Origin of the sequence: Sphingomonas sp. LH128 (assembly GCF_000293195.2) — a bacterium.
Taxonomy (GTDB): Bacteria; Pseudomonadota; Alphaproteobacteria; order Sphingomonadales; family Sphingomonadaceae; genus Novosphingobium; species Novosphingobium resinovorum_A.
Genome location: NZ_ALVC01000540.1, coordinates 1 through 538 on the forward strand (window position 1 = coordinate 1; position 538 = coordinate 538).

Genomic DNA, 538 nt, shown 5'->3' on the forward strand with positions numbered 1-538 from the left:
TAGAGCAGCGCCTCGATCATCTCGCGAGCGCCACCGGGCGCACCAAGGCATATTACCTGCGCGAAATTATCGAACGCGGCCTTGAGGACATGGAAGACATCTACCTCTCGGACAAGGTGCTCGAGGACATTCGTGCTGGCCGCGAAACCACAAGTTCCCTCGACGACGTGGAGAAGCGCCTTGGCCTGGCAGATTGAACTGTCATCCAGCGCCGAAAAATCCCTCTCCAAGCTCGATCGCCAGACCGCTAAGCGGATCATAACCTTCCTGCGCGAGCGGGTTGCATCCAGTGACGATCCCCGCGCATCTGGAAAGGCATTGACCGGACCATTGGCGGGACGTTGGCGCTACCGCGTTGGAGACTACCGGATTGTCTGCGAAATCGAGGATGGCAGGCTTGTCGTACTTGTGCTGACCGTTGGCCACCGAAGCGGCGTTTACCGCTGACCCCCAGGCGATCCGTAACCCATAGAGACGAGGGGGAAGGGGACGGGCGATCCATGGAGGATCGACGGAGGTTCCCTTGTCCTACACCATC

Annotated in this window: 2 protein-coding genes; both read left to right on the forward strand. The window is 59.7% G+C overall.

Annotated elements, in window-relative coordinates; translation table 11 throughout:
* The coding region (gene relB, locus LH128_RS29875; protein ID WP_008833433.1) for a type II toxin-antitoxin system RelB family antitoxin at positions 1-197 on the forward strand (197 nt) is incomplete at its 5' end.
* Positions 181-447: a type II toxin-antitoxin system RelE family toxin gene (locus LH128_RS32670; protein ID WP_008833434.1), complete on the forward strand. Its 267-nt coding sequence runs from the start codon at positions 181-183 to the stop codon at positions 445-447. The genes relB and LH128_RS32670, both read left to right, overlap by 17 nt.
* Positions 448-538 lie beyond the last annotated feature (91 nt).